The sequence below is a fragment of the Okeania sp. SIO2F4 genome (assembly GCF_010672385.1).
In the GTDB taxonomy this organism is placed as follows: domain Bacteria; phylum Cyanobacteriota; class Cyanobacteriia; order Cyanobacteriales; family Microcoleaceae; genus Trichodesmium.
Genome location: NZ_JAAHGT010000595.1, coordinates 1 through 6,058 on the forward strand (window position 1 = coordinate 1; position 6,058 = coordinate 6,058).

3 protein-coding genes and 2 pseudogenes are annotated in these 6,058 nt (G+C 35.2%); 2 read left to right on the forward strand and 3 right to left on the reverse strand.

The annotated features are described in order from the left end of the window. Window positions 1–167: 167 nt before the first annotated feature. Window positions 168–380, forward strand: a pseudogene (locus tag F6K22_RS28325) (zinc ribbon domain-containing protein); the annotation flags it as partial. Window positions 381–685: 305 nt separating this feature from the next. Here the strand turns inward: F6K22_RS28325 and F6K22_RS28330 are convergent. From F6K22_RS28330 to F6K22_RS42545, 3 genes and pseudogenes are all read right to left on the reverse strand, one after another. Then, window positions 686–2,221, reverse strand: a complete 1,536-nt coding sequence (locus F6K22_RS28330; protein WP_293105790.1) for a sensor histidine kinase — start codon at window positions 2,219–2,221, stop codon at window positions 686–688. A 984-nt stretch (window positions 2,222–3,205) separates the two neighbouring features. Further along, on the reverse strand, window positions 3,206–3,433 hold the full coding sequence (locus F6K22_RS28335; RefSeq protein ID WP_293105793.1) for a hypothetical protein: 228 nt from the start codon (window positions 3,431–3,433) through the stop codon (window positions 3,206–3,208). A gap of 228 nt (window positions 3,434–3,661) precedes the next feature. Then, window positions 3,662–3,742, reverse strand: a pseudogene (locus F6K22_RS42545) (hypothetical protein); the annotation flags it as partial. A 603-nt stretch (window positions 3,743–4,345) separates the two neighbouring features. Here F6K22_RS42545 and F6K22_RS28340 point away from each other — a divergent pair. Beyond that, window positions 4,346–5,791 (forward strand): folate/biopterin family MFS transporter, encoded by a 1,446-nt coding sequence (locus F6K22_RS28340; protein WP_293105796.1) that lies wholly within the window; start codon window positions 4,346–4,348, stop codon window positions 5,789–5,791. Window positions 5,792–6,058: the final 267 nt, after the last annotated feature.

Consider the following 6,058-nt stretch of genomic DNA (forward strand, 5'->3'; position numbering starts at 1 on the left):
ATGTTACCCCTCCGCGCACCTTCCGGTTTATAGAAACCGGGGATTTAAACGATCGCTCAAAAAGCTGAATTTCGCAGTTCCTCCGCAGGAGGCTAGCGTATGGGCTAAAAGCGAGCTAGCTAGTTAAAAATTAATAATTACTTCTTCTTTTTAAGAAGACTTATACGTCTAAAACTTGCCCTAAATGCGGTGATATTCACGATAAGTTAGGTGGAAATCAAAAGTTTCAGTGTCCTGAGTGTGGTTATACCGCACATCGGGATTGGAACGGCGCTCGTAATATTATGTTCCGAGCTTTGCAGCTCACATTCCCCACGTCAACTTATAACATTAAAAGTAGTATAAAAATCGGTAACTGGCTAAGTATTTATACTATATAGCTCCTATTTATTCACCTTTCTGTTGAGTCAAATTATCAGAAAAATATTAAGTATTTATGCTTAATTATTTACTCCTGACTCCTAACTCTTGACTCCTAACTCCTAACTCCTAACTCCGGAGTCCGGAGTTAGGACTCCTGATTTTTTATGCTACGTTTTGAAGTGCGGAATGTAGGTTGCAGCTAATCTGCCATTACTTTAATCGGTGATGCTATACAGATTCAAGGTGCATAGCTTTGCGCAGGTTAAATGTTGCACAGTCTACTACTTATTTAATTATTAATTATTCGGTAAATGAGGTTGGCCTAACTCTGATGTAAAGGCAAAATAACAGTGGCCATAGTACCTACTTGGGAACTACTTTCAATCGATATTTGACCATGATGATTTTCAACTATGGCTAGAGCGATCGCTAACCCTAAACCTGACCCAACTGTACCGCGATGGGAACGAGCGGGGTCTACTCGATAAAAGCGATCGAATAAACGAGACAAATTTTCATTGGAAATGCCTATACCATTATCCTTAACTGTTACTTTGAGACAATCAGTTTTAAGATTTTGACAACCTCTAAAAATTACTCCACTATTCTCAGAGGTATCGCCTAGTTCCCTTTTCTGAGTTCTCAAAATTTGCTTTTTAGCTTTTGGAAGGCGCTGCAACTCTACTACGAGATGGCCACCAGATGGGGTATACTGCATACCATTACTAATCAAATTTGTAAATAACCTGGCCAGTTGTTCCCAATCTCCTGTAAGTGTAATATCTTCTTCAGATACAGGATGTTTGATAATTTGAGAGTTGTCTTGATTTTTGTAATATTTATAGTTCGATGTAGAGTTCTGGTTGGATGTAGAATTTTCTTCAATAAAATCAGGTAAGGAAATTTTTAATTCTAGATTTATACTTTGGGCAGTGGCGATCGCCTGTTGTTCTTCTACTACTTCTATCAACAAAGCATCCAAGGGTACTGGTGAAAACTCGGACTGCACTATTTTACTATCTTGACGTGCCAAAAATAGTAAATCATCTACTAAGCGCCCCAAACGACGAGTCAAACGTTCAATCACTTGTAGTTGTTGTTGATGTTCGGATGATGCTAACTTAGGGTCTGCCAAAGCTACCTGGACATTAGTTTGAATCATTGCTATGGGGTTTCGGAGTTCGTGGGAAGCATCAGCAGTAAACTTTTTCAAATGTTGATAAGATTCTCGTACTGGTTGTATTGCTAACCCGGAAAGCAACCAACCGATACCTGCCACAGAAATTACGACTAAACAGATACCGATACTTAAGTCTAGGATTAATTGACGAATTGGTTTTGTTACTTCAAACCAAGGATGACTAACTCGCAAATATCCTAAGACTTGACGACCTACTTCTACTCTGTCTGTCACCTGTCGTAGCAGTAAACTATTCTCCGTGATGGGTTGTAATGTTTCAATTTTTCCAGAGTGGGGAGTTATTCGCACTGTTTCTCCAATACGGTTGGAATGTATGGGAATATTTAGAGGTTCAGAAAAGGTTGACCAAAGTAATTCTCCTGTGGGACTAAACCATTCAAGATCGATGTGGTCATCTTCTACAGTTTTGGCATTATCTCGAAAGCTAGCTTGAAGGTTGATACCTAGTTTTTTACTATTTTCTTTGGGAGATATGGAAGTAGGTTCGATGACCAGCGATCGCTCTACTATTTCTACTACATGAAGCAATGTATCATCGATGCGTTCGATTAGGGTACTACGGAAATATATATAAAACCCAGTGGTAAATATCACTAATAAAATGGCTGTGACTGTAGTGTACCAAATTGCTAAACGGCGACGAGTTGCTTGAAACATAATTCATTTCTAAGGTAGGAGGTATAGCTTCATTAATTGATAATGAATAATGGATAATTACCTCTAGTTAAAACTGTAACGGAATTGAATATAAGGAAATATTTTTAATGGATAATGGATAATGAAAACCATCTCTAATTATCAATTATTGATTAATAAAAGCTATCTCTAATTATCAATTAGAAATTATCAATTATCAAGTTCACCATTGGTAAATATAGGCTTTCAACCTTTAGGTATTGGCATTATCAATTATCAAGTTCGCCATTGGTAAATATATTCCTAGATTTTTAAGTGATAAATAGTTGTCTTGATTTCTTCCTCCTTATACCAATTTGATAGATGTTTGCTATACTTTCTTAACTGGGGGAGTGGGGGAGAATTCATTAATTGATAATTTATAATGGATAATTGATAATTACAAGAAGGTTAAAACCTTTCGGGAATTGAAGATTGGGAAATATCATTTCTTCTCTTGGTCGATTGGATATGGCGTTTTCGGCGCTTGAGCCGACATGAAACGCGGAGCGACTTGAATTGCGTTTCGCTTTCCTACGGAATAATTGCGCAAACGCGACATGAAACGCGGCTCTGCACTCTTCGGGAAACCTCGCCATCCCATCCTAACGGACTGCTCCGCTTTCCGACCGCTTTTTTCCCCTTAAAAGGGGAGGCTTTAAACCAGAATTAATTAATTATTAATAATTAATTAATAATTCGGTAAAAATGTGAATAATTCACACGCTTCTAGGGAATAATAATCCAAAAAGTTATTCTCTCTGTGTGAATTACTTAATAGTTGAAATTTCACATAAGTATAGCATTCTTTTTTTAAATTGGTATTATTCCCTATTTCCTATATCCTGTTTATATTTCCTGATACATTCAATCTCTAAAGTTTCTAGGAGTAGAAATACGATCGCCTAAATCAACAAAACTATAATTTTGCTGTAAAAACTTTGGTTTATCTTGAGAATATTTTTGTCATTTATCATTTATTTCTATCTTAGTTCTTTTGCGTTTTCTTCTACCTTTTGAATGATTGGGATTTTCTAATTGTTGTTTTGTGATTTTTCTAGACTCTCCTTTAGCAAATTTTGATTTCAGTATAGTTATTTCTTTTTTTGGTAAATCTTGATTAGTAGGTGCTGCCACTACTTCCCCATTTCTATTAATATATAGCAATTCCCAAAAAGCGTGAGGTACGCGCATTCTTTGGTTTTAGGGAACACGCGCACTGGGGAAAGGGAATGGGGGAAAGGGAATGGGAAGTAGTAATTCTTGTTCCGTAGCAGTAGATAAAGAAGAAAACAACTGTACCTCCGAGAGCTTGGGAAACGCTATATCCTCTCTTTTTACCCCATTTAAAAAATGTAACTTCTACATTAAACCTCTCCAACTCATTATTCCAATTTGTTATAATTTCCTCTCCGCGATAATTTATATAACCATATTTTCTAGCATTACTCCTGCTATTCCTTGATAAAAACTCTCAGCAAAATCATAGACAAAATCTATTACAACTTTTCCTTTTAGAGTTTATATAACCCTACTTTAAATCTAGTTTTACAAGTGCTATACCTTCATAAAAATGCCAAAATACTAGAGAAATAGAAGGTATTATCACTGATCTTTTTATGTTTTTATAATCATGTCTCTCATTTTCTTTAAATCTTACTAATTAATCAGCACTATCGGTTATTTTTTCATCATTATTTTCTGGGGTTTGTGGTTGATTAATATCACAAAAAATCCACAATAATCAATGTATTCAATTTGATTATTAATCTAGATTTATGCTCTTCCTAAAGAAAACTAATCTGCTGCTTCTAATTATGGGGGAATCACCACATTTCTATCTTTATCTTTCTACCCCCATTTTCCATCTTTTTGAAAAGGAACTAAAAACCTAGTTATTGACAATAATTAATGAAAACTTTGGTTAGTATTGATGATATTACTATTCTAAATTCAGACCAGAGATAGTTGCAAACCATAAAATCTCTAATAATGCAAATAAATTAAGAAAAATTTTTATAATTTCGACTTAAATATTAGCCAAAAAGTGGTATTTACGATAAGATAAGATAATTTTATTTACAAAATCTTAATAAACCTTCACTTATGTTCATATCTTCTGAAGGCATAATCAAGCTCAAAAAATCCCTCAAACAAAAGGTATTTTTTGGGAATGAGCCAACACCGGAACTTATAGCCATACTACTTGTTTACTTTGTTCAAGGAATTTTAGGACTGGGGCGTTTAGCTGTGAGCTTCTTTCTCAAAGATGAATTGGCTATGAGTCCGGCTGAAGTTTCGGCATTATTGGGCATTGTCGCCATACCGTGGATGATTAAACCGGTTTTTGGCTTCATTTCCGACGGAGCGCCAATATTTGGCTATCGACGACGACCTTACATAATTTTCTCTGGAATACTAGGAGCATTTTCTTGGGTTGCATTGGCAAAGTGGGTATATACCCCACTAGCAGCTACAGCAGCGATCGCTATGAGTTCTTTATCAGTAGCTATTAGTGATGTAATAGTTGACTCTTTAGTTGTACAAAAAGTACAAAAAGAATCTGTCAGTAGTACAGGTTCTCTACAATCTTTATGTTGGTCTGCCGCAGCATTAGGAGGGTTAATAACTGCTTATTTTAGTGGTTATTTACTAGAACATTTCAGCAATCAAACTGTATTTTTAATTACGGCTACTTTTCCTTTAATTGTTTCTGCCGTACCTTTCTTAATTGATGAAGAAAAAGTTACTATTGGGATTAACTTTGACAACGTAAAACAGCAAATTAAACAGGTAAGAAAAGCAATTACAAAAAAATCAATTCTATTACCAACTGCTTTTCTATTTCTTTGGCAAGCTACCCCAAATTCTGAGTCAGCTTTCTTTTTCTTTTCCACAAATGAATTAGGATTTCAACCAGAATTTTTAGGCAGGATACGGTTAGTAACAAGTATTGCTGCTTTATTTGGTGTTTGGCTATTTCAACGCTTTTTTAAATCTGTTCCGTTTCGGAAAATTTTCGGATGGTCTACAATTATTTCCGCTGTTTTAGGAATGACTACTTTATTATTAGTTACTCATACTAATAGAGCGTTAGGCATTGACGATCATTGGTTTAGTTTAGGAGATAGTTTAGTTCTGACGGTAATGGGAGAAATTGCTTTTATGCCAGTCTTAGTTTTGGCTGCTAGACTTTGCCCACCGGGAGTAGAAGCAACTTTATTTGCTTTATTAATGTCTATTTATAATTTAGCTGGATTGATTTCCCATGAAGGTGGTGCTTTATTAATGCACTGGTTAAAAGTTACAGAGACAAATTTTGATAATTTGTGGTTGTTGGTAATTATCACTAACTTTTCGACTTTATTGCCATTACCTTTACTAAATTGGTTGCCTTCGTTTAATGCTCAAACAGAGGAAGAAGGAAATATTAATTTTTTACCAGTATTAGACCCGGAAACTGCAGGTTCTAAAGTTGGGGGGCATTATTTAATTTCAGAATATTTGCCAGAAATTGTGCCTACTACTGAAGTCAGAAGTCATAAGTCATAAGTCAGAAGTTAAATTATTGCTGTCTCAAAAGGTTTGAGTCTACCCCATGCGACATACGCAATAGAGATAAATATATTTTTAGTTTGGAATTTATGATTAATTCAGCTTTTTTGTCTAGATAGAGTTTTGAGAAGAGTCGCAGCGCTCGCTTTAGGGAAAAATTGCTATTGCCAATGACTTTAAAGTTAGTCTGTTAAAAGGTTTGAGTCTACTATTGCGTATGTCGCAATAGAGATAAATATATTTTTAGTTTGGAATTTATGATTA